The following is a 24,526-nucleotide window of genomic DNA, read 5'->3' as shown; positions in this document are numbered from 1 at the left end:
GTTCTCCCCTATTTATTTTTTACATATTCATCGTGCATGTGATGCACCAATCCATCAGCCAGTCCAAATTGGGGGACAAATATTTCATCAATATCACCCCACTGCATGATGGATTTGAATATTTTTGAAGCATGAACAATAACATCTGCTCGGTCTGGCCGGAGATGCAATATTCTAATACGTTCTTCAATGGTATATGAATTGAGCATGGCATCAATCTCAATTAATTCTGTAAAACTCACTGGCTGATCAATTTTACTGCGGGACAGTCTGAGAATTTTATTCATGTTACCCCCTGAGCCAATGGCACTTAGCTGAATATCAACCGGGCGGTATTCCAATACCCAGGCTTGCATATCATCCCAGATATCCTGAGCTACTCGTCTATTCAATAAACGCACAGAGCCAATGGGAAAGGACCGTGAAATCACGCGCTCACTCCTGGCAAAAATGGTCAATTCAGTGCTTCCACCTCCCACATCAATGTAGAGATAGGCCCGGTCAGGTTGGAGTGTTTCAGCGATATGGGAAGCAAATATCATTTCAGCCTCAACCCCGCCATCAATAATCTCAAGGTTGAGCTGACTTTCCTCTCGAATTCGAGCTGCTATTCTGGCTCCATTCTTGGCCTCGCGCATGGCTGAGGTTGCACAGGCCCTATAGTCCATCGGTTCGTAAGCTTTTAATAGATGAGAAAAGGCGATGAGGGTGGAAACCAGTTGCTCCTCCTTGTGGGGAGAAATGACGGCATCCCTAAAAACATCGGACCCCAGACGAATGGGCATTCGCACCAGGGATTCCTTGGCGAATACGCAATGTGCCCCTGTGGTTAACACTTTAGATAAGAGGAGGCGGACCCCATTGGAGCCAATATCGATGGCCGCATATTTTTGCTCAGAGTCTGGGACCCAATCAAGGTCAGGGTCTCTTTTTGTCACACGAAATTTCTTGGACGATTTGGCCATCTACGATTTAGCCCAGGTTCTTTTTTGTCAGATAGGTGAGCAATTTACCACCTTTTTTGATAGCCTTAGCCCAGCTTCTGGTGTTGAAGGTGATACCGACAACTGATGAGGTTGGCATGCCATCACGAAACGCGTTACATAAGTTCCAGGACAAGGCATTGAAGGTTGGATTGTGCCCAAAAAGCATCAGGGTTTCCACTTGATCATCAACGTGTGAAATGATATCAATCGCCTGGTCAATTCCCCCGAAATGATAGAGAGGTTGTAGCTGGACGATATCGGTGGTAGGGTAATTTAATTTTTCAGCAAAGATTTCAGCAGTTTCAAGGGCCCGGCATGCTGGACTAGAAAGGATGAGGTCAACCTCAGCTAGATCCTGGGCAAGATGGTTGGCAATGATATTCGCTTTTTCGATGCCATATTCAGCTAAACACCGATTAAAATCAGAATGGTCGGGCGCTATTTCAACTGCCTTGGAATGCCTGATAATATATAATTTTTTCATAGTCCTGAGTCCTAACATATCAGGCTAAAACATAGCATAAACTGCTAGGAACTGTTAGTTAGTTTTTCAGGTAAATGATGAATTGATCTGTTTGTGGTAGGGTGGTAGCATGCTACCACCCTACCGCAATAAACACGAATTAAATTACCCCAAATTTTTTGCCGACTTCAGCAAAGGCTTTGATGGCCCGATCCAGATGCTCTCTGGTGTGGGCGGCGCTTATTTGAGTTCGAATTCTGGCTTCTCCCTTGGGTACAACAGGGAAGGAAAAGCCAATGACATAGATGCCCTTTTCCAGCATGGCTGCAGCGATATCAGAAGCCAGCTTGGCATCCCCAAACATGATGGGAACGATGGGATGTTCCCCAGCTTTTATATCGAATCCTGCAGCAGTCATTTGCTCTCTAAAGTAGCGTGTATTCTCCTCCAGTTTCTGACGTAAATCTGAAGATTCAGAGAGGAGGTCAATGACTGCAATGCTGGCTGCGGTGATAGCAGGTGCCAATGTATTGCTGAACAAGTATGGTCTTGAGCGCTGTCTTAACATATCGACAATTTCCTGGCGGGCTGCTGTAAAACCTCCACTGGCTCCCCCCATGGCCTTCCCCAGAGTAGAGGTGATGATATCTACACGTCCCATGGCACCACGAAATTCGTAGGAGCCTCTTCCATTGGGACCAAAAAATCCGGTGGCATGTGAATCATCAACATGAACGAGGGCATCATACTTTTCTGCAAGATCACAAATCTTATCCACCTGTGCCACATAACCATCCATTGAAAAAACACCATCTGTGGATATGAGACGTGTTCGGGCATCCTGGGATTCTTTCAAGATGGCTTCCAATTCGTCCATGTTGTCGTTGGCATAGCGATATCGCTTTGCTTTGCAGAGCCGAATACCATCAATAATAGAAGCGTGATTGAGCTGGTCTGAAATAATGGCGTCCTCTGGCCCCAGAATGGTCTCAAAAAGCCCACCATTGGCATCAAAGCAGGAACTATAGAGGATGGCATCATCCAGCCCCAGGAAGTCGGCTATTTTGCCCTCCAGCTCTTTGTGGATACTTTGGGTACCACATATGAATCTTACTGAACTCAGGCCAAATCCCCATTTATCAAGTCCGTTTTGAGCAGCCTTTATTAAGCGGGGATGATTGGCCAGACCCAGATAGTTGTTGGCACAAAAATTCAGAACAGATGCCCCCCCAACCTGAATTTCAGCACTTTGCTGTGACTCAATAACTCGTTCAGCTTTGAAGAGGCCTGCTGCTTTGATCTCGTTTAGTTCATTTATTAGACGGGTTTTAGTTGTGTTCATAACGGCTCCTGATCTCAGGCATTAAATATTCTGAAAAGGCTGTATCCAGATCATGATTGGCAGACCAACCCCAGTCTGCTCTGGCCTGATCGTCATTAATATCTGCTGGCCAGCTGTCGATAATGGATTGACGATTATCGTTGATAACAAAATCTATATTAGCATTTGGATAATACAATTTAACCTTGGATAAAAACTCCCCTGCTGAGGGATTGAAGGCTTTCACATTGTAAACCATCTGGGTTAAAGCATCTTTCGGTGCTGCCATGAGCATTTCGATGGCTACAATGGCATCACTCATGGTCATAAAGGGGATAGTCGCATCTGCCCTCACAAAACAGCTATATTTTTCCCCCTTTGCAGCGGCATGAATCATTTCAGGAGCGTAATCACTGGTCCCTCCTGCTGGGAGGGTGTGAGCACTGATGATTCCGGGGAATCGAATGCTTCTAAAATCAACCAAGCCTGCTGTGTCTGTAGTGGAGAGTCTTTTGTAATAGTGGCTGTAGTAATCTCCCAGGCTTTCACAGTAGAGTTTGTTACAGCCGTACATGGTTTGGGGATGACGATAATCATCCTCGCGAACGGCTCCTACTGCGGTTTTTTCTTCAAGGCTGGGGATACCATAAACTGCAATAGAGCTGGGGAAGAAAAATTTAACAGGCTGACCGTGGCTTTGGGCTTGTTCCATGGCGAGATCCAGGAGGTTCAGGGTCCCATCCACATTCACTTCGTGGGCGATCACCGGTGAAAATTCCGCCCTGGTGCTTAATAGAGCGGCCATATGGTAAATGGCTTCTATCTGATATTGAGCATTGATCCGCTCCAGGAGGTTGCGGTCCAGAATATTTCCAATGAGGCAATCCTCAGTTCGTTCCAGCACAAACTCATCAGCCATATTAAGATCAATGCCAATGAGATTTCTGATGCCCTGATTATACAGAGACCTAACCAGTCCATGACCGATTTCACCATTTACACCTGAAATTAAAATAATCGATTTACGCATTTGCCTTCTCCAGAACTCTTGTTCTCATGACTTGAGAATGTATCCCCCGAAGCATGCCCCGGGTCTTGTCCATAGCTTGTCTTCGTTCCGACCTTCGGAACTTCGCCGCCGTTATCCGCCCACTGGGAATCTCAACATCGCTCCCAAGCGGAAAACCCTTTTGCATTTATCCAACCGCGTGCATGTGGTTTTCTGCGAAGGCGGATAAATAGAATAAAAAAGCCCCCTGCTGTAATTCAGCGAGGGGACTTAAAATATCTGATTTCAAAAAAGGGGAAGCTTATTCGGTTGGGGCTTCGTCCTTTTTCAAGTACTCATCAATAGCTTCGTTAAAGGTTTCAAGTGCCTTTTTGGGAAGATTATCAATATTGTCATTGATGCGACGGATAACCATGCGCGTGCTGGAGGCATTTGTTTTTACAGTCGTCAGTTCTTTCTGCATGGTATTGATTGATTTATCAACATACATCTGAGATGAGTCCATTTGTGCAGTGAACTCAAGCATGAGGGAATTAAGAGAATCTAGCTGGGCAGTCATGGCCAGTATTGCTGCCCGATCTTCCATCAGCACAGAGTCCAGGACAGCACTCAAACTGCCGGCAAGGTCTGAGACCAAAGCCTCTTTTTGAGCCTCACCTTGAGCCTGAACATACTCTACAGTTGCAAGGTTAAATTTTGCTGCGCCACCTTCAGTGGGAATGAAGCTCATAGTTGAGCAAGACCCTAGAAGAAGAGAAGCAAGTAAAATTGAAAGTGTCATGAATTTGCTCATTTTATACCCCTTTAAGTGGAAAGCGTGATGTGTGATCTGATGGATGTAAGTCACACGATATTAACTTTCGAAAAAAATAGCGTTTGCCGCACCCAAGTCAAGTGAAAAGCAGAAATCATGCCTATTTCTGGTGTATACCTTAAATCCGCTTCTATTAAAACATCTGATGGCAATTTTATGGCTAAAATTCTTTCCGAGAAAAAATTTTTTCGCAGAGTTTGAGGTTAATACCATTTATCAGGAGAAGAGTCATTGTGCTGTTAAGATATTTTAGTGGGCCGGAATGATAGGCCTGCAAATAGAGAATAATTGATTTAAGGCCCCCAAATAAATCCGGACCAGCAGCATTAAAGCGCAGGAGGAAATAAATTCCTAAAAGGACGTTCAATCCCAGCATAAAAATCAAAAGAGCTTGCACACCCTTGCCAATAAACATGAATAACACAGGATAGGCGATAACTGTCAGGGCTGTGAGGAACCAGAGATAGATAAATAGGGTATTCAAGTCAAGATGATGAAAGAAAGCGGAGAAGGCATGGGGGTATACAAGTCCCAGGCAAAGCCCCAGAACAATGATATATGCAATTCCAGCACCCATAAAAACCCAACCTGACATGAATCGACCTCTGGCAATTCCATTTCGACTGAATGGCATACTCAATAACTCTTGAATGCTTTTATCATCCTGTATAAATATGAATACCGAAAAAATGAATGCGACAGGCACACCAATAACAAAGTATCCTTCGTCAGCTTTTGGATATAGCAGGATTAGGCTTATGGAGAATATTGGAATCAAGAATAAAAATTTCTGTCTGAATAGTATCCAGTCCCGTTTGATAATTTCATACATCTTTTGAATCTCCTTTCACCATGTGAATCATAATATCTTCATAATTTGGTATTGCGGTGGGGGTATCCTCGGGCAGGAGTCCACCAAGTTTATCAAAATCTGATGTGAGCACAGAATACCCAAACGAAGTCGGTATTATCCCTCGGACAACATCCATGGAAGAGACGCTTGCAGGAAGATCTACCAATTTCAATATTCGCCACTTGTCGCTAATTATCTCTCGATTCTCACTCATGAGGATTTGTCCCTGGTCAATGATGGTCAGGTAGTCTGCAATTCCATCCAGATCAGAGGTCACATGGGTTGAGAATAATATTGATTTAGTTTCGTCCTGGAGCTCCTGTTGCAAGAGCGTCATCACCTCTCGTCGGGCAACTGGATCGAGACCTGCAGTCGGCTCATCTAAAAGAATTAATCGGGCATTATGTGATAGCGCAAGAGCGATGCTAAATTTCACTTTCATACCCTTTGAGAGGTTCTTGATCTTGGTTTTTTGATCAAGTTTGAATTTTTCCATGAGAGATTGGAATTTTTCCTCATCCCAATCCGAATAGACTGAAGCAAATGACTTTTTCTGGGTTAGTAGTGAATTCACACCTGCATCAATGGGACTGTCTGCGATGTAGGCTATCTGCAATTTGGCCTGGGCTTCCTCCGTCTGATTGTCTAACCCATAGATTTTTATTTCACCCGAATGTTTTAGCAAATGGTTCATGATGGTCTTAAATAGGGTCGTTTTTCCAGCACCATTCTTCCCCACCAGTCCCATGATATATCCCTGAGGGAGTTCCAGGTTAATATTTTGAAGTGAGAACCTTGAAAAAGATTTTGTCAGTCCCGTGATGTGCAGAGCATTCATCTATTCACCTCCATAAATAAGATCAAGCATGACATGCATGTCTCCAAGTTTGATGCCCAGTGACCTGGCTTCTTTAACTGCCTGGGACAGAATTTTTTCTACCTCTCTCATTTTCTTCTCCGTAAGCAATTCCTGGCTCTGTTCAGCGACAAAACTACCCTTTCCACCTACTGTGTTGATAAATCCATCTCTTTCCAGTTCATCATAGGCCCGTTTGGTTGTGATGACACTGATCTGTAGATCAACAGCAAGCCTCCGAATGGATGGCAATGCATAGCCAGGAGGTAGGGTTCCAGCAATTATCTGTTTCTGGATCTGCCTCACGACTTGTTCATAAATCGGCGTTGGATCGGCATTTGAGATAATAATTTTCATTGAGAATGTCTCTTGTTAATACTGTTCATATCATATATATACAATATGATCTTTTAAATTTTGATGTGCAAGCATTTTTTTCATTTCTTAGGCTTGGAATATGAAGTACCACTATTATTCTTTGCCCTACATTACTTATCGAAAAAAAAGAGGAATTGAATATGGAATATCGGCGTTTAGGAAGCTCAGGTTTAAAAGTGAGCACACTTTCATTTGGTTCATGGGTCACCTTTCAAGCCCAGGTTGATCTTTCACAGGCAGAGGAAATGATGAGGACTGCGTATGATGCAGGAGTAAACTTTTTTGACAATGCAGAAGTTTATGCAAATGGTGCTTCTGAGGAGATCATGGGTGATGCCTTGAAGAAACTGGGCTGGAGCAGAGATACCTTTATCGTTTCGTCTAAGGCATTCTGGGGAGGGCAGCTTCCCACGCAGAGGGGTTTGAGCCGAAAGCACCTTACCGATGCCTGTCATGCTGCCCTGGGCAGACTAAAGGTAGACTATCTCGATCTGTTTTTCTGTCACCGACCCGATGAATCAACACCCATTGAGGAAACAGTACGTGCCATGACTGATCTTATTCATCAGGGCAAGGTTCTTTATTGGGGAACTTCCGAATGGAGTGCACAGCAAATCATGGAAGCCTATGGCGTTGCCCGGCAATATGGATTGATCCCCCCAACTATGGAGCAACCTGAATACAATATGTTTCGTCGGGATTTTGTTGAATCGGATTACCGTCGGCTCTATACAGAGATCGGTCTGGGGACAACCATCTGGTCACCCCTGGCCTCTGGGCTACTTACTGGAAAATACAGCGATGGGATTCCTGATGACGCCAGAGTCAATCTACCTGGTTATGGCTGGTTGAAAAGAATGGTTGAATCGCCGGAGGGTCAGGCAAAAATTCAGAAAGCCGTAAAACTCCAGGGAATAGCCAAGGATATTGGTCACTCGCTGACAAATATGTCATTGGCCTGGTGTGCTGCCAATCCCAACGTGAGCACAGTTATTCTGGGAGCTTCAAAAATGTCCCAACTAACTGAAAATTTAAAAGCATTGGATGCCTTGCCGGCTTTGACACCTGAGGTGATGGAAAAGATTGAAGCGGTTCTGGAAAACAAACCAGCCCCACCCCCTCAATTTTGATTCATTGACAGGGTTATTCGAGGATAAAGTCCAGGGCTTCGACAAAATCACCCTCTAAGCTGGATCGAACTGTAAACGACAGTTTCTCGGGTTTGGACTGTGCACCGAGAAACTCCAATTGACTCTCGTCAACCCAGGCCTCATAGTCACCTGGAGGTACTTCCATGGAATAATAGGATCCATCGGAAAAGGTTCTCAATGTTGCTTCGAATGGTCCATCAATTTGTTTTACATGGACTCGTAAACCAGAAATTGGGTATAACACCCCATCGGCGAGTTTATCCACCCTGCCATCAATGATACCCGTTGTATAAAACGGAATATCCAGGGTTTTATAGCTGTTTGGGTCAAGAACGACAGAAAATTCCTTATTCCTGGGAAGCAATAGAGGGTTGGGTACCTTCGCTTCATTTACCACAAAGTTATATCGTCGGTAGGGTTCCAACTGACTCAATCTGGAGATTCCAGATTTGCTTAGCTGTCGTGCTGATGCACGTTGAATACTCACTGCGTTTCCTGGGAGTATATCCTCAAAGCTTTCATAGGTACCTGAATTATTTTCATCAATGAACATTCGAATTGAAGCCCCTGCTCTGCCCACCTGTTGTCGATTATCCCAGAGCACTTCACCATTGGTTCGGTCAAATGCAGCTGACCCACGAAGGGATTGTTCATAGGAAGCAATGTGATTTCCATGTTTCACAGAAGAAACAGATCTAAACTTTTCGGCATCCCAGGCTATACCAATTTCATAAACACTATTCTTAAAAATCAAATCTTCGTGGAAAGTGAGTTGGAATTTCAACGCCTTGCTCACTTGTTTGGTCATTTGAAGGCTAACATTTAAAAAACGTCCGACATGGCTACTATAGTTGAGATCTGCGCGAAAATATGTCCCGCGGATTAAGGGGTGGTAAGCTGGATTTCGGGGCACAGAATAGACCAAGCCAACCTGGGATGAGTTGCTCATGGCGTGCAAATCCTCACCGATGATATGCTCCTCTTTCCACCCATATCGCATCCTGAATCCCCATATTGAGTGATTCATGTTCAAGTTATAGCTATATACATCATGCTCGGAAAAATTCTGCCAGCCACCATCGAAGCGCAAAATGATCGGGTTTAGGCCGATAGAGATTGGGAAATAAAGACCTGTATTGAGAGTTTGTATGTACCCAATTGGATTCAAGATACTCGCTTTCTCAAAATATGTATATTGCATATTCCAGGAGCTGGCCTGGTCACCCTGTTTGTAGGATGATACTTGATACAATGAACCGTAGATGAGCTTCAGATTCAGCATGATGCCATAATCCAAGCGACTGGATAACTGATTATAAACTAAAGGTCTGTCGCCATTCTCATTTTGAATGTAGTCGATACCGGTCTTTGCACTTAACCAATTATTCAAACCAAAGGTAAATGAAGCCAGTCCCAGATTTTTATCACCTGGATTTAAAGGATCCGTGCTGGTCTTTGCTCCACCACTTAACTGATACCTGAACTCACCTGGGGGAAGAAAGGCAAAGGGGACATTTATTTCCCTATCTAATTCGAGAATATGACCCTGCTTTGCATAAATGCGAATTTTGAAACGAGAAATTCCATAACTCAGGGGGACATAAAATCGGTAATAACCAACTTCATCCGCTTTGCTGACCTCAACCAGGCGATTGTTTTGATACAGTTCCACTTCAGCATCCGGGTCCGTTTGACCGTCAATGATATACTGGTCAAAAGTTGTTCTTACCACTGTAGGCTCATTGGATATGTTTGCACCTACAAAGGAACCGGGTTTTAACCCTGTTGAAGTTAGTGCACCAATATGAGCTCTGGTAAACCAGGGGCTTTTATCCTGCACATACCGCCAGCGAATACCCGAGGTCTGCAAAGACGTACTAAATTGATTGGAGATTATGTTTAGTCTCCCCTCAATATCACCAAACAGAAGTTCGCCTCCAAAACCAGTTTGCAGATTTACATTATTGCTTCCCTGAGTGGTTGTGGAAGAGAGTGTATAATCTGCGAAGACACCATTCAACATACGGGGAGACCTGTCTGAAACGAGAGGGTACCACTCCTGAGAGACTTGTGTATATTGCATTCTGCGCTGGTGGGCTCTGCGCTTTTCATGGCGGGATACAATGGGTAATACATCCTGGGTTTTCAGTTTTAATATCAGTCGACTCATATCAACTGTGAGTTCCAAATTGAATAAGCGCATAAAGACTTCAGGCTTTACAAAGAAATCAACGTCTTTCACCAGAAATTCAGATGCAAAAACCTTATATTCCTTTCCTCCAACCCAGGCTTTAAACATGGAGAAATCGATGAGGTATGGGTTTTTTTCGTGAAGATAATAACCAGAAACACTAAAGCTTTTTGGACTCAATTCATAGTTTACCCCAAATAGTTCAAAAAGTTCTGTGACGGGTAAATAGAATTCTCCATCCTTGGCAATTGCCACAATAATTTCATCGATGATGCCTTGATAACGAAAAGAAAGATAGACTTCCTCTTCAGAATCATCATAAGTTAGCTCTTCGTTTGCATAGAGACTGCCACCCAGCCAGACCAGCCAGATGGTAAATAGAATTCGAATCAAGGGGATCAATTAACTTTTGGTGAAGCTACCTCTTATGGTCTGAGGTTGAGCTTTCACAACGTCATTGCCTGGGATATCAGATCGTCCTGATGTGGCAGTGACTTCTACATCATAATTACCAGCCGGTAAGTCAGTTGCATCTGCTTTTAACAGGCGTAGCCCATCGTAATAGATGGAGACAAACATTTTCTTTTCAAGAACCTGAGTTCCGCTGGAATTAAAAATCTTGGCGTGCATGGTACCCAAATATGGGGCATTTCCACTTTTTGTATAATCTACTAGGACTCTAAGAACCTCATCCTTAACAATTGGTCGAACCCCTGTAAACTCAATACCAGTCGACAATTCACCAGTACTAAAAAAGATTGAGGTTATTTGACTGAACTGCATGGTGATCTGAGCGCTAATTCCAGTTTTTCCCTCTTCTCCAATTTCAGGACTCACAGCGCTGGAGGTTGTAATCAACCTGGACCAGTACATCCCAGGTTCTAAATCTCTGGGAGGTTTAGCTGTAATTCTCACAACCTGTCTCTGTCCAGGACCTAGAATAAAGTTTTTTGGGAAACCTCGGAGCCATGATGTCGCTGAATGCAATTCTGTCTCTTTTACATCATCATAAACCAGTTCTATATTCCCCTCTTCATTTGCTTTTGGATAGGCGAATTTAAACTCAAGTTTTACTTCCTGGGGATCATCAGAGTTATTCAGTATAAGAACCGTTTCAAAACGTTGCTTGCTGTCAAGAAAGGCTGATGTGGGTGAGATAGCTACCTGGGCATTCAAGCTGGATAGCACAATAAGAATTACCAGTCCACAAAGGATCATTTTTCTACTAATCATGGTTCTCTCTCAGTTTTCGAACATAAATTATTTTGTGTCCCAATATATTAACCGAAATCAGTCGCTGAAACCAACTAGAATCTACAATAGTGTCATGTATGCAAATAAAAAAAAGGGCTGTGAAACGCACAGCCCTTTTCGAAGATAATTTAAGATTGTCTTTTTTAGTTGTAAGTGACTACCACTGTAAGTGGAACACCAGAGCCAGTTGCTGTTGAATATGCACCTGGACTTTGAGAGGCACCCACAGTAAGCGTACCACCAACCCACATTTTGTAGGTTCCTGAGCCACCGTTGCCAAGCGTTCCGCTAAAATTAACATCGTCACCAGTAGTCAGAGTAGCAGCTGAAGCTTGTGTTGTCGCATGACCAATAGCATTAATCGCAAAGTTCATTGTGGCAGCAGATGCATTTACAAGAGTTGCAGCAGAGTTAAAGGCTAAATCTATTGAAGCGCCTTCTTCTCCAGCAATCTCAATCACACCAACGGTTGTTGTTCCAGTTACGCCAGTATGTGAAGCAGCAGTTGTTGGGTCCACAACTCCATTGGTACCTTTTACTACATTACCAACGGCAATATCAGTGTTGGCAGTAAAACTAAGGGCTGTCACTGCAACAGTGGCTGTAGCATCAAGAACGCCGTCCTGTGCAACAGCAAAACTCAGTGTCAGTGCAATCAGTGTTATTATGAGTATCATCTTTTTCATTTTTTTTTACCATCCTTTTTTCAATTCTTTTCTGTCCGTTTCTCCGTCGAACTGGCATCAATATATTCAACAATGGTGCCAAAGCTAGTGATCTATGTCTAAAACACTGTGCTACAGCAAGTTACGCCAATATGGGCAATAATTTTTGAATATAGATTACCATTTTACTCACCTATAGTAATAATAAAATGACAAGAATTTGTGACAATGTGTTTGAAAAATATTACAGTTGGGTTTTCAAAGAGGATTCTAGTTGTATGAGACGTAGAGTTCCACATTACCACCATAGCTACCAGAAGCTATCTGTTGAACATCGATTGTTCCAAACAGATATAGATATGCAGTTACAATTTCTGGGGTGTGAGCTCCGCTGGGAGGGGTAGGTGGTGCACCAGCAGGTCCACCGGAACGTTCTCTCAGTTGGAAGCGAGCTGTACTTCCGCTGACGGTAACCGCCTGGTTGATATCATTTACACCATGATTGGCATAGGCGAATTGAAGTGTCAATGGCATGGTTTGGCCAGGATAAAGGGTATGAACTAGGTTGGCAGGTGCCACAAGCGTAACTTCAACATCCAGTTCTGCATTCCCGCTGATGGCAAATACTCCCATACCACCGTCTCCCAGGCCAATTGCAGTGATCCCATCCCCTGCAAAAACTTGAGGGAAAGTCATATCAGCATCCTTGGTCGCATCCAAAGAACTGGAAACGTGGACACTAAAATTGATTGTCTGACCAGAAATTGGCTGAATCATCAAACCCGCAATCAGGAGTATCAGTGCCGGGATATAGTGTGATCTATTTATAGTCATGCCCATAATATATTTTAATCTCAATCTAGTTGTATTCCACTTCCACAAGGAAATCACCATCGTATTGTCCAGGTACCAACCCTTTCAGGCTAAATCTACAACCAACCCAGATAAAAAATATTCCTTCAGCGTTCAAAGACACATTTTCCGGATTGGTGGTGAATAGCATGGAAGCTGATTGATTGTTTTCAGTATTGCCGCTCAGCAGGTAATTCATGAGCAGGGGCTGATTCGTCTCCAGGTTAGTCATGGTAACCTGTTTTGAATAGGATACCTGAATACTTGAATTGGCCTGGCCTTCCAATCTCAGCAATCCGGCACCTCCATCGGTGATAGGTGATATCAACTTTTCTGTCTGACCTGGCAAAACAATGCCTGCATCTATATCGGAAAGGGTCACCACTTCAATCTGATCTACAACGGTAGCAGAGACATTGAGATCACGGGAAGAATTCTCCTGCTGACCTAAAAGCGTTGAACCTGCAGCTATAAGTACGATTATGAAACTGAATGTTTTCATCTTAATAATATCATCTTCTTTGTGAAATACCTGTTTCCAATTTGCATGTTGCAGAAATATATACCACTGCTTCTGCCCCTTGCAAGCCAGTTCAATGTATGCTGACCAGCATCATATGTTTTATCCTCGACAAGGACATCTGCAACTCGGCCTCTCAGGTCAAATATTGTTGCTGATACCTTTGCTTCAAGCGGGATGGCAAATGGGATAATCGTTCCCGCGTTAAACGGATTGGGATAATTTTGGCCTAGTGCGAACTCCCTGGGGATTTCGGGGAAAGCACCACCAGGATCTATTCTAAGTAAAAATCTTGGACTATCTCCGCCGCTCTTTTTCAAGAGTTGAAAAGGTTTTGTGCGGGTCAGCGCTTTGGAGGGTTGGAGGGATTCCAATGGTTTTTTCCCAAGACTGGAATGTTCAAATTCGTAGAAATTCTGAGTTTTCAAATCAACTTCTGCTCCAGTTTCCAGGTCTTCCAGGATGAGTGTCCATTCGGGATGCATGTCCTGAACCCGTGGCCATGACAATCGATAGCTTCCCGAGAGTGGATTGCCGTCAACATATCCATTCACATGGATTGGTATATGGCGGACTCGCCCGAATCGATAAGGGTGGGATTGAATAGAAAGGTAGCTGTTGTCAGAGCCCTCAGTATATAGCTCAACATAGGTGTCTGCGGGCGGTACCAGATAATATGCATCTCTATTGTCCTTATTTATGGATCCTGATTCGTTGAACTGTATATGAGCGGTGGATCCCAATGTGTCAGCCTCTAATAGCAAGATAATCAAGGGATTCGATTCACTGGAGTGTTTGTAGAAAACGCCACCAGTGGTCTTGGCCGCTAGGGGTACCTTCAAAATGGGACTGTCAGCATTTGCCTTGACCCAGAAACCTTGGAAGGGCATAATCAAGCCATTTCCCAGTGATCCCGTTGTTCCGTTCCAAGTGAGATAGGCACCTTCACCAGAATTGGCTGTCACATCCCACACGTAGATCACATTATCTATATTTGTCTTTGTCCAGCCCGCATGATCCCAGTCAATAGTGGCAACAAATGGGTTGCCAATCAGGTTCCAACCGGTATCAGCTAATGCTGTATAGCTCACCCCAAAATCAAATTCACCGGAAGTTCCCTCAGCCTCTGTCCCGGTAACATCGATGGTAGCCGGAAGTGACTGTGAATAGTCTGCTTCACCAGGAATCGAACCAAAAACATATACAAAAAGTCCTCTGCCTGGCACAGTGGCATCACTGGTCGTATCTGGTTTGCGCCAGCGCTGGTTGTCAGTTCCAGCATAGGTTTCATCATACCAGAGGACCGACGGACTACCTGAAGAGGAGTCGGAACCACCATAACCCTGGGTGAAAATTTCGCCAAAGAGGTCTCCATAGGTGGATGCAACAGGTGAGGAATACATTCTCCAACCAGTGCTACCAATAATGTCCCGCTTGACTTTGATCGACCCACCGCTTACCACCTTCGTATTAGCTATAAGACTCTTACCGGACTCTATGATCAAACTCCCATTTTCAAGGGTAAGTGTCTCCGTAATTTCCACATTGTCGGCAACTTCAACCCCGGCCGAATTGTTAATAGTGACATTACTGAATGTTAGTGGACTGGTAATAAATTGAGTTGATGTTCCATTGAATTCTACATATTTGACAGTGGCACTGGCAAGGCCCAAGTCCCCACCAACCCGCAATGTATCGCTACTGCTACCATTGATATCTCCCCCACCCAGGACATCTCCTTCGACCTCAAAAACGATGCCGCCAGACAGTGTGAGGTCCGCACCTGATTCCAGCGTCAGAGAGGAGATCACCACACCATCGGTGGAAATAATCGGATAACGGGTTCCATCGGCAGGAGTAGCAGGAATGAGGATGGCATCCGAACTGGTAGGTATACTACCGGCATCCCAATTCACAAGTGTATCCCAGCGCGTGGTGTAAGGATTGGTTCCAGGGTCGCTCTCCCAAATATTGGTATACGCGTTGAAATTGACTGTAGCCCTATCAGTCATGTTCTTGCCGTTCAGGACACCAGTGATCACTGCCTGGTCCACAGATGAGGAGGATTGAAGCAGCTGAATATAGGTTCCATCACCATTATCTGTGACGCTTCCCAGCAAGGCTCCAGCTGTAGTGATCAGGTTGACGGTTTCTCCCCCTGATGCGTGATCATTGCCCCCAGCATCTTTTATCTGCACGGTAATAGTCGAGGTACTCACCGCATCATTCTCAAGAACGGTAGGTGTGGCCGTGATTAGAGATGTCTCCTCGCTGGCAGGGCCTGATACGACAGAGAAGGTATTACTGATACCAACAATCTTACCTGATGTATCCGTTGCGGAAATGGTAAAATTCCCAATCGCATTAATGGAAACCGTATCTGGCGATAATATCCCCCTGTTGAAAACAGGCGTTATCCCACCCCCTGTACTTAAATTACCTGAGGATGTAAGTGTTACCATACTGGCAAAATTCGTATCCGCGGTGGTCGTACCATCGACAGCAGATATTTTGATATTGAATTCAACACCTGCAGTTTGGGTTAGAATGTTTCCCCCACTCACTTTCTCCACTAGGAAAGTAGTGTACTGGCCCGGATTTGTAACGGTGCAGGTATCACTGACTGCAGAAGTAATTCCCGAACTTGAAGCGGTGAGCAAAAAAAGACCCGTTGTGTCGATAGCCAGATCGGTGAAGGCCACTTGACCATAAGCATCTGTATTCAGGCTGGTGGTTCCTCTCAGACCGGCACCAGGCGTGTCTGAATAGCTCAATGCCATTGAAATAGTCGTTCCCGAAGTTTCTATAGTATTGCCGTTGGCATCCTGAATTTCTGCTGTGATCGTAGGCGTCAATGGTTCGTTTTTGGTACCACTGGCAGGGGGTGCCTCCGAATAAATGACGGCTGAAGGGATACCGGCAACCATGGTAAGTGTCCCATAGCTAACTTGTTCAACCCCACCTGTTGTACCGATGTTGTATATTTCCCCGGTATTTGGTACTGTCGCTGTTGTCGGCCGAACCTGGAGTCCAGTGATAATGACCTCTCCCGGTTGGCTTGCAGCTGTCGATACAGCATTAATGGTAAAAATGACAGAAGAATCTGTGTAAGAGTTATAGGCAACACTTAGGCTGGTGGTTGTCCCATACGCAGGTTGAGTGGTGACAGTGGGGGTTGCGAGCGGGTTCCATTCAAAACCATCTGGGATCAATAGCTCCCCTGTGCCATTCAGTGCCAGCTGACCCACATAATCCTCCGTGAAGCGAGGACCAGCCAGGGTGGTCCAGGCTGTGTTTGCGTCATCTGCGGAAATTGCTTCTCCACCGGTCGCAGGCTCCAACAGACGTACACTGATGGCATATTTATCAGATATATAGTCCTCTACCTGAATACGTTCAGTATCGGATAGGTGACGACCGTAGAGGATGACCTCGGCGATCATGCCGTCCCATTCACCCTCCGGTCCTTCACCGAGAATTGCGGTTACTGCATTTGAAATCGTCCCAGTGGGCGGCGAACCTAAGTAGGATACACTATTCAACACGCCATCGACGTACATTCGCCAGGTGTTGCCAGATTTCCAGTCGAGGCAAATGACCTGAGGATCCGTAGATTGCATATCGTGGTGGCTCTCCAACTCATTGGCTGAGACATTGCTGAGGATGGCTGTTTTAATCACATTCAGCTCCGAGCTGTTGTCCCCTACCGCATCATATCTGACCGTAAAATATTGATCCCCTCCTACACCGTTGTCAACCATCCAGAGGCCGTTGTCAGCAGAAGTTACATCTGATTCAACAACAAAGAAGATGGTGAATTCTGTCAACCCATTGATGTAGTTCTCTCCATCAGCATCTTCCATATGCGTATTGTTGATTGCCCACTCCAGGGAGCTTTCGCCGTTCAAGCTGGCAACGCTGGACCTCCAGACCGGATTTTTTACACCTGCAACAAAGTCACGGCCATTGCCACTCTGGTCTTTCCAGACTTCAACATCATCTCCGTCAATGGCATCAATGGTACCTCCGACATCACTATATACACCGGACGTTGAATTCAGCCACAGGTCGAGATTTGAGATCGTTGCTGGGACACCTGATGCGATTAATCTGGTTACGGGTGTACTGGCTGAATCAGAATCATAGGCGATAAATGTGAGGGTTCGCGTTGGTGTTTGCGGGTCAGCTCCCACATTCTCATATATGACGGATCGAATGGCGCTCTGGTAGACACTTAGTGATTTCAAACCATCAAGGACAAGTTTTCCAGCCCCTCTATACCAGGTTCCTGACAATCCAAAAATGGTCGAATAGCCAAGACTATCTTCGTTCACAAAATAATTGCCAGTAATTTGAATCGTCACACTATCGAGCTTAGTGTCATCCCCATCAGAGACTGTAATGGAGTCTGTAATGGAAATAGCCCCATCACCTTCGTTGTAAACAATGACCGATTCTTCCAGATTCGCCAGGACTGGCGCATCATTCACGGGTGTAACGCTTAGATCTCGGCTCAGGGAATTGCTGTGAGCTTCACCATCACTCACTTTAAATTGAATTGTTCTTGTGGATCCATCCGGGTCTGGATTCAGGTTATCATAGGACACTGATCTGAGTGCTGTTTGATATTCAGTTAGAGAAGCGCTTCCAACCAACTGCAATTCACCCGAAACGCTACTCCAGCTGGGTGTGATACCGTAAACAGATGTGAAATCAAGATAATCCTCACCATTGACATAATTATTTGAAATGGTCACCCAGGCAGAATCCAGGTAGTAGTCATCGGCATCAGAAATTGTCAGAGCACTGGTTATGTTTGTTTCCGGGTCACCATCCGTATAGGCAATGGTCGTGCCTTCGATGCTGGCCAAAACGGGTGCACTATTGTCCGCACCGATGGTAATATCGCGGGTCGCCACATTGCTGTAGTCAATACCGTCACTTACAGAAAAACTTAAGGTGCGGGTCGAGTCAGTTGGGGTACTATCTGTATTCTGATAATAAACCTCCTGGAGGGCTGAGCTATAATCAGCCAGGCTTGCATTACCCGTCAAGTGTAACGTCCCCGTGCTATTTGCGAATGTCCCCGAAATGCCATAATTACTGGCAAATATCAAGGTATCTTCATCACTGAAGTAGTCACTGGTTATCTGGATCTTGGCACTATCAAGATTGAACTCACTATAATCATGGCAGGTTAAACTGTTCGTGATGAGTGTGGCTGGATCGTCAGCCTGATAGGAGAGTGCAATAGTTTCAATGTCAGTCAGCGTAGGTAATTCATTCGTGTCGGAAACTGTAAGAAAGGTTCCCGGTGCTGACATATTTGCATATTCAGTGGCGATCCAATCGGCACTCACCGCAACACTACAGATCCTAACCTCGTCGATAAGGCCATTCCAGGATGAGGTGGCTCCATCCTTTGAGCCTTTTCCGATCAGGAGTGTCTCATTCTTGCTTGTCAGGCCTAGTTTTGAGGTTGCCCAGCTATAATGATCATACGATCCGTTAATGTAAAACCTGGACGTATCGTTCTCTACGTGGGTCAAGACCAGATACTGCCAGGTCGTATCAGCAGATCCATTGCTTGACTCATGTCTCAGTTTGTTGTTGTTACCCGTGTTCATGGAAGTTCGATACACATTGGTGCCACCACCACGTTCACCTGCTGCATCTTGTCTGATCATCAGAGCTGCATCCGCCCCGTCAGGTTGATCCCCGTAGATCAATCCCATATCAGAATTCAACACATCCGCCCGAGCCCAGAGGGACACCGTGAGACTATCGAGCCCATCCAGATAAATCCCTCCATTCACCTCTTCCAGTTCATCACCATCCCCATCGAACTCACGACAAGAGCCTACCATTCCTGAATCACTGGTGGCTGTGTTGCGATTTAATAGGACATTCGTATTTGAAGCGGCATCTGTCAGATCGTCCAGATGCCAGACTCCCAGATAATTGTCATTCCAGGTCAGGGTGTCAGACTGATCTGCATACACACCACTTTTACCGTAATAGAGGTAGATGGTGCTATCTACCGAGGGCGACAGGCTGGGCAGGCGAACCCAAAACAAGAGTTCTCCAGAAGTTGAGCTGTAATCTTCCAGCTCAAAATCCAGAAGTGTGGAACCATCGGACTGGGTGAACAGGATATCATAACCAGATGGATTCTGAACACCACCCCCATTGGAGGTGGATCTAAGCATGGCGTCAGTGAAGCTGATCATCACTGGAAAATTAATATGATCAGCTGTTCCGCTAACCTGAGAACCATTCAGAGTAATAAGCTTACGATGTTCATACCCGGCTGGTTGTGCAATTACGCTTGTGCAAAACAGGATGAGCAAAAACACCAACATCAAGCGAGGTTGTTTCCTGGGATCGGACTCTATATATGTTGTCTTACTTATACTTTCACTCCTACTACGAAATTAGGCCAACCCTTCATATTAACAACATATATGCCAAATTCTACCATCTCCGAGGGCTGGCAGCCATCTTGTTGATCATGAAATTAAATATCATGTTTATATTATTGTTTATATTGACTTTATTATATATTTCCACGAAGGATATACTAAGATTAATTTCCTCTTTCAGCAACAACTGACAAACTCATGCAAGAGTACATTCATAAATATGTGACATAACTCAAGTTTTAGCGTCAGATTTTCATGACAATTTTTATCCGAATTTACCTTTTTTGATGTTGGTAGGCCTAATTAGGGTTAAGCTATTACTCACTAAATCGTGGCATCAAAATCTAATTGTGATGAAATAAAAAAGCCCTGAATCAGGGCTTTTAAAATTCTATAAATAGTTGGGTAGATCAGAGATTAATTGATGCGAGCCCATTCCTGGATTTGCTTGGGCCAATCATAGTCATCATAAGATCCAAAACCATTTGGCCATTTATAATATTCACCATGCTCATCATCGGTAAAGTCCATATTCCAAGTTTGCACAACAGTTTCTGCTACAACAGGACCGCTAAGAGTGCCGTTCAATAGTCTGATCGTACCTGCTGAATAAACTGCTCCTTCGATTTCATCACGGTAAGAGCTCCAGAATCCGTAGAAAGAGAAGTCTGAATTTGGATTTGTAAATACCAGTGCAGGTAAATCAGCATTCGGGTCAGCTTTGATGACATTTTTCTTCCAAAAGTCAATACCGGTACCAGCAAAAACCAGCGTGCTATTTTCCAGTTCTACCCTGTCAAATGTCAACCCACTCCCCATAAAAACATTGATGCCCTCTGATATGTCTCCATCATGGAATGTCCGGGAATTGTCATAGTGCACTTCAACAGCGTGGTCAATAAAATACTGTAAATCTGCCTGAGGCAGAAATCCCATTTGAGATCTAATCTGGTGCTCAGGTTCTGGATTTACTGTTCTACCATTGGTATAAAAAGTGCCGCTGGTTGCAACAGCTCGCTTAAAGTGATTATCCTCTTCCAGACTTAAAACCAAACCAGTCTGCTCTTCACCATTAGATTTGATAACACTTAATTTTTGAGTCGTGCTGTCAAATGCAGCAGTGAGATCACCAGAGCTATAGGTTCCAAGGTTATCCCCGCCGGCATTCACACGCCAGAGTGCCACATTGGCAAATGATTCAACTTCAACTTGATCCTGTACGGTTTGTACAGCTGCCTGCGTATCCAAATTAACTATAGTAGCTAAATTGAGTACACCCAGGCCAGTTGCACTGAAGATGACTGCCGTGATCATGATGGCGACTATATACATTAGACCATTCTCATGACAGATTGTGTTTTCTCGTAATCATAGCTTGCTAATATAAACATAATTCCATGCCTAGGTAAATAAAGCATTGAAAATGACGGTGGAAATATTTTGGTAAATTGCTTCGCATAGGCTACTAATAGTTCAAAATTTATGCCATTTTTTATTAATTTTACTAAGCCCCTATAACTCAGACAATTGCGCCCATCAACTAAACGTCTAAATCATGAAAATGCCGTAAATTTTGCATCACAATATGACACTTTTTTAGAAAATGTGTCATATTAACACACCATTAATCATGATTAGCTAGAAGTGACGGTGTGATTTTGCTCACATCTACCCAGACTAGCAGCAGTGATATTTCCTATTAGTGCTTTATTTACAGTATCTTATCATGTTGATGTTGATGTCCTATTACACTGATTCGTCGCTTTTCTTTCCGCTGGGCAAAAAGCGTATTTTTCCAAAAATGTAGTATATATATTACACTTTTAGGCTATCCAGGGCATTTTCAACATTTTCCATATATGATAGATTATTCTAGTTCTAGGATGATTTACTGCATTTCATAAAACAAGTAGGCCAAATATAATTTTTCGGGGTAACTGAGTAGGAAGCAAATTGAAAAGTTTTAAAAAGAGGTGATACATTGATTGTTCTGTAAAGACTGACCGGTTTGCATACTAGATATGGAAGATCAGCTAGGGGCAGCCACTATCTATTCCATGCAGGGCGAAACTCAACCTTGATTAACTCCATGTGAAGAGAAAGTATATTCTCAATTTGAGAGTTACTTTCTGAGGATAGATCCACTCAGGGGTGAGTGTTATTGAGATGGGTTAACTTAAAAAAAAAGCCCTGAAACAGAGCTTTTAGAATTTTATAAATGATTAATGGATCAGAGATTAATTGATGCGAGCCCATTCCTGGATTTGCTTGGGCCAGTCATAATCTTCATAGTTGCCAAATCCCAGATTCCACGCATAATAGTCGTTGTTTGTGTCATCTATCATATCAATATCTCTACAGATGCGGGCTGTGTTGGCAACCACAGGACCTGTGAAGGCTCCCTCATGCAATCTTACATGACCAGTTGAGTAGATAGCGCCTTCGATATGAATCTCTTCACCGGACTCTTGATCAAAATGTGTGTCGGGTTGACCTGTGAAAACCATGGCAGGTAATGGTTGACCATTTACCATCGGTGCCACAATTCTTACATCATCTTTTAGTTCAATATCCCAGCCAACAAACACCAGGGTAGCATTTTCTATGTCAACATTATGAATATCCAGATGATTTCCATAAAATATATTTATCCCCTCAACAACATCCTCATCATGAATGTGCATTGAGCTTCCCCAAACTTGGTTGGCAGCATTTGCTACAAAATATGCCATGTCCACTTGTGGGAGAAAACCAATATTTGGGCGGAGTTGATGGTTTGGCTCTTCATTTGTGGTTTTACCGTTGTAATCAATACCATAGCGTGTTGCAACGGCACGATCAAAATGAGTGTCCTCCTTAAGATCTAAAATGACACCTGTCATTTCATCACCACTACCCTTGAGCACCGAAATCTTCATCGAGGCATTATCATAGGTTGCAGTTACCTCACCAGCGGTAAATGTCCCCAGACTATCGGCTCCAGTATTTACACGCCACAACGCAACATTACTTAAGGATTCAACCTCAACTTGATCTTGTACCTTTTGAACAGCGTTCTGAGTATCAAGATTAACAATAGTAGCTAAATTGAGTACACCCAGGCCAGTTGCGCTGAAGATGACTGCCGTGATCATGATGGCGACTATATACATTAAATCCCTTTCAGAGGATTACTGGGGCATGTGAGAGTTTGCTGTTGCATGCCTCTATAGGTTCAATTATTGTGCCAATAATTGTCATTAATTCATAACCTCCTATCCCTCAGTCTGTTACACCAGTATAGATAACCATTTTGCTTCTAAAATGAACAGTGTTTTCATTTATAATGTGACACTTTTTTACAAAATGTGTCACATTATTAAATCTTCAGATATAATCAATCACGGATAGAATTAAGAATTCTATTGAAATGTGCAGTCCCTCAAGCATTAATTATGATACTAAATGCTTTATTTACATATATTTATTAAGTTTTATATGGAGTGATAACTTGTGGACTCTTCGCTTTTGACCTGCATTAAAAAAACCGCCAGAAGTACGCAAAAGTATTAAAATTATTACACTTTTTAGCAGTAGGTCTAATTCTCAATATGTCACTAATATGATCTAATGGACTATTTAGAGGATGTTATGGCAGCTTTCAATCTGGATATTGTGTGGAATAAATATTTCTATGTTGGATGTATAAAAATATATTTGGCAATTTTCTAGAGGAGTAAACGAAAACCTTTTTCCAGCTAGACTTAATTCCGGATTGCGACTATCCATTCCAGCTCGATACTATCGCCCTCCTCTGACAGCACCATTTTGACATTCATCATCTTTTTGCTATAGCCGGTTCTTTCTGTAAAGAGAAGTTCAGAAATATCTGAGTCAATGGGGCTGTGGATTAAACTGTCAATTTTCCATTCCAAACTCAGTCCATTTGCTGAGAGATGATCCACTGTCCCATCCATTCGAACTGAACGCATGATCACACCTGAGCTTGAAGTGATATCAGAGCTCTCGTCGCTGGCACTGGCAAAAATCTTGAGTGAGTCTGCCTGCTGACTGGTGAGCTTGGTTCTCACATATTGGTCTACCACATAAGCATCCTGGCTCAACTGAGATCGTATCATTGTATCATTGTACATATTGCGGGTAAACATGAGTACTGATGAAAACCCAATGGCTACAATACTTGAGATGACAGTAGCTATCATAAGCTCAACCAGGGTCGTTCCTCTGGAGTTATGACGATACACTAGTAATTCCAGGCCATTTCTGCAGAAATGTACGCAGTCAGGCTATCGCTCACATTTCCCGTAGTAAACCAGGAGATTTTGATCTGAATCATATAATAGTCTGGTATCTCAGTATCCGTGGGTGATAAACCGTCCGTCGTATCATCGATCCCAAAGACTTCAGTGGTTCGATAAGCAGTGAGATTATTGGCTGTAATCATCTGATTAGTTTCCGGCAGACTATCAGGCAGGGCGTCAAAGCCCCAATCAACAGCCTGTTCCATCCGGGATGCCATATTGATCCAGGCAAGCTGCCGCCGAATACCCCGATCAATATCCCAGCGCGAATAAACCATATATTGGGCCGTACCCATGGCCACTATGGACAGGAGGGTCACAGAGAAAATAATCTCGATGAGGGTAAATCCTTTACGAGGAAGGCGTGCTCTACATTTACTAATTATAGTATTTACTGGGAACTTCTTCAATTCTCACCCGCGATTGGACCCCTTTATAAAGGTAATAATTACTGGCTTTTAAATTAGAAGCACCAGGTACTTAGGGTTAG

General features: G+C 43.8%; 19 protein-coding genes. 1 reads left to right on the top strand and 18 read right to left on the bottom strand.

What is annotated here, in order from left to right; translation table 11 throughout:
• Positions 1-8: 8 nt before the first annotated feature.
• The 8 genes from ISR87_03515 to ISR87_03480 form a co-directional block, all read right to left on the bottom strand.
• The gene (locus ISR87_03515) at positions 9-965 is read right to left on the bottom strand and encodes an exopolyphosphatase (protein MBL7024499.1); all 957 of its coding nucleotides are present in this window, start codon (positions 963-965) and stop codon (positions 9-11) included.
• Between the two features lie 7 nt (positions 966-972).
• The gene (locus ISR87_03510; protein ID MBL7024498.1) at positions 973-1,470 is read right to left on the bottom strand and encodes a histidine phosphatase family protein; all 498 of its coding nucleotides are present in this window, start codon (positions 1,468-1,470) and stop codon (positions 973-975) included.
• Between the two features lie 139 nt (positions 1,471-1,609).
• Complete coding sequence (kbl, locus tag ISR87_03505) at positions 1,610-2,791, bottom strand: glycine C-acetyltransferase (protein MBL7024497.1); 1,182 nt, start codon at positions 2,789-2,791, stop codon at positions 1,610-1,612.
• Positions 2,778-3,800, bottom strand: a complete 1,023-nt coding sequence (locus ISR87_03500) for an NAD-dependent epimerase/dehydratase family protein (GenBank protein MBL7024496.1) — start codon at positions 3,798-3,800, stop codon at positions 2,778-2,780. The genes kbl and ISR87_03500 overlap by 14 nt, the downstream gene beginning before the upstream one ends.
• Before the next feature lie 280 nt (positions 3,801-4,080).
• Positions 4,081-4,572 (bottom strand): hypothetical protein, encoded by a 492-nt coding sequence (locus ISR87_03495; GenBank protein ID MBL7024495.1) that lies wholly within the window; start codon positions 4,570-4,572, stop codon positions 4,081-4,083.
• A 181-nt stretch (positions 4,573-4,753) separates the two neighbouring features.
• A complete protein-coding gene (locus tag ISR87_03490) occupies positions 4,754-5,425 on the bottom strand; it encodes an ABC-2 transporter permease (protein ID MBL7024494.1) in 672 nt (223 codons plus the stop codon).
• Positions 5,418-6,284 carry an ABC transporter ATP-binding protein gene (locus tag ISR87_03485; GenBank protein ID MBL7024493.1) on the bottom strand — a complete coding sequence of 289 codons (867 nt, stop codon included), beginning with the start codon at positions 6,282-6,284 and terminating at the stop codon, positions 5,418-5,420. The genes ISR87_03490 and ISR87_03485 overlap by 8 nt, the downstream gene beginning before the upstream one ends.
• Positions 6,285-6,659 (bottom strand): GntR family transcriptional regulator, encoded by a 375-nt coding sequence (locus ISR87_03480; protein ID MBL7024492.1) that lies wholly within the window; start codon positions 6,657-6,659, stop codon positions 6,285-6,287.
• A gap of 161 nt (positions 6,660-6,820) precedes the next feature.
• Between ISR87_03480 and ISR87_03475 the strand changes: the two genes are divergently transcribed.
• Positions 6,821-7,810: an aldo/keto reductase gene (locus ISR87_03475; GenBank protein ID MBL7024491.1), complete on the top strand. Its 990-nt coding sequence runs from the start codon at positions 6,821-6,823 to the stop codon at positions 7,808-7,810.
• Between the two features lie 13 nt (positions 7,811-7,823).
• On the opposite strand, the gene ISR87_03470 is transcribed toward ISR87_03475, so the two are convergent.
• The 10 genes from ISR87_03470 to ISR87_03425 all read right to left on the bottom strand — a co-directional run bounded on the left by ISR87_03470 (position 7,824) and on the right by ISR87_03425 (position 24,446).
• Positions 7,824-10,415, bottom strand: a complete 2,592-nt coding sequence (locus ISR87_03470) for a hypothetical protein (GenBank protein MBL7024490.1) — start codon at positions 10,413-10,415, stop codon at positions 7,824-7,826.
• Between the two features lie 9 nt (positions 10,416-10,424).
• Positions 10,425-11,255, bottom strand: a complete 831-nt coding sequence (locus ISR87_03465; protein MBL7024489.1) for a hypothetical protein — start codon at positions 11,253-11,255, stop codon at positions 10,425-10,427.
• 164 nt (positions 11,256-11,419) lie between these two features.
• Positions 11,420-11,962 carry a DUF4402 domain-containing protein gene (locus ISR87_03460; protein MBL7024488.1) on the bottom strand — a complete coding sequence of 181 codons (543 nt, stop codon included), beginning with the start codon at positions 11,960-11,962 and terminating at the stop codon, positions 11,420-11,422.
• 249 nt (positions 11,963-12,211) lie between these two features.
• Positions 12,212-12,775, bottom strand: a complete 564-nt coding sequence (locus ISR87_03455) for a hypothetical protein (protein ID MBL7024487.1) — start codon at positions 12,773-12,775, stop codon at positions 12,212-12,214.
• A 25-nt stretch (positions 12,776-12,800) separates the two neighbouring features.
• On the bottom strand, positions 12,801-13,295 hold the full coding sequence (locus tag ISR87_03450; GenBank protein ID MBL7024486.1) for a hypothetical protein: 495 nt from the start codon (positions 13,293-13,295) through the stop codon (positions 12,801-12,803).
• A complete protein-coding gene (locus ISR87_03445) occupies positions 13,292-19,675 on the bottom strand; it encodes a DUF2341 domain-containing protein (protein ID MBL7024485.1) in 6,384 nt (2,127 codons plus the stop codon). Before ISR87_03445 ends, ISR87_03450 begins: the two co-directional genes overlap by 4 nt.
• A 477-nt stretch (positions 19,676-20,152) precedes the next feature.
• Positions 20,153-21,067: a hypothetical protein gene (locus ISR87_03440; protein ID MBL7024484.1), complete on the bottom strand. Its 915-nt coding sequence runs from the start codon at positions 21,065-21,067 to the stop codon at positions 20,153-20,155.
• A gap of 905 nt (positions 21,068-21,972) precedes the next feature.
• Positions 21,973-22,887 carry a hypothetical protein gene (locus ISR87_03435; GenBank protein MBL7024483.1) on the bottom strand — a complete coding sequence of 305 codons (915 nt, stop codon included), beginning with the start codon at positions 22,885-22,887 and terminating at the stop codon, positions 21,973-21,975.
• 591 nt (positions 22,888-23,478) lie between these two features.
• Positions 23,479-23,979 carry a prepilin-type N-terminal cleavage/methylation domain-containing protein gene (locus ISR87_03430; GenBank protein ID MBL7024482.1) on the bottom strand — a complete coding sequence of 167 codons (501 nt, stop codon included), beginning with the start codon at positions 23,977-23,979 and terminating at the stop codon, positions 23,479-23,481.
• The gene (locus tag ISR87_03425) at positions 23,979-24,446 is read right to left on the bottom strand and encodes a type II secretion system protein (GenBank protein MBL7024481.1); all 468 of its coding nucleotides are present in this window, start codon (positions 24,444-24,446) and stop codon (positions 23,979-23,981) included. The genes ISR87_03430 and ISR87_03425 overlap by 1 nt, the downstream gene beginning before the upstream one ends.
• Positions 24,447-24,526 lie beyond the last annotated feature (80 nt).

The sequence above is a fragment of the Candidatus Neomarinimicrobiota bacterium genome (genome assembly GCA_016784545.1).
GTDB lineage: Bacteria > Fidelibacterota > UBA8477 > UBA8477 > JABMPR01 > JABMPR01.
This window is presented reverse-complemented; position numbering and strand designations above follow the sequence as displayed.